This window comes from Pseudomonas sp. SIMBA_067 (assembly GCF_046534675.1).
Taxonomy (GTDB): domain Bacteria; phylum Pseudomonadota; class Gammaproteobacteria; order Pseudomonadales; family Pseudomonadaceae; genus Aquipseudomonas; species Aquipseudomonas putida.
The window spans coordinates 1-353 of sequence record NZ_JAWRYH010000138.1 but is presented as its reverse complement, the minus strand read 5'-3'; the positions used below and the strand labels follow the sequence as shown (position 1 = coordinate 353).

The window sequence follows — 353 nt, the reverse complement described above, 5'->3', positions numbered from 1 at the left end:
CACTGCAATAACTAAAATAAAGCTCATTGTTTTCAGGTAGGTGATATCTAGTGGTAATAAAATATACTCGTTTACTAAATAACTGGTCACAGAGGCAAGCGTTAGCACAAAGGTAGTTGCTAAAGACATACCTATGGCTGTATCAAGTTTTCCTGATACACCCATAAACGGGCAAAGGCCTAAAAATTGTACTAATACAAAGTTGTTAACTAACACTGTTCCAATTAATAACAAGACGTATTCTGTCATGTGTGCCTCACGCTAATAAAATCCCGTGTATTATCCTTTTTTCTACTGCGATTAACAACACGTTGAGTGATTATCAGTTAAATAAACAACGTTAAATAATGGGC

1 protein-coding gene is annotated in these 353 nt (G+C 35.1%); it reads right to left on the bottom strand.

Features of this window, described 5'->3' with window-relative positions; all coding sequences use genetic code 11:
- A partial coding sequence (locus tag SB765_RS28410) for an Rnf-Nqr domain containing protein (RefSeq protein ID WP_410932326.1) occupies positions 1–249 on the bottom strand: 249 nt, incomplete at its 3' end.
- Positions 250–353: the final 104 nt, after the last annotated feature.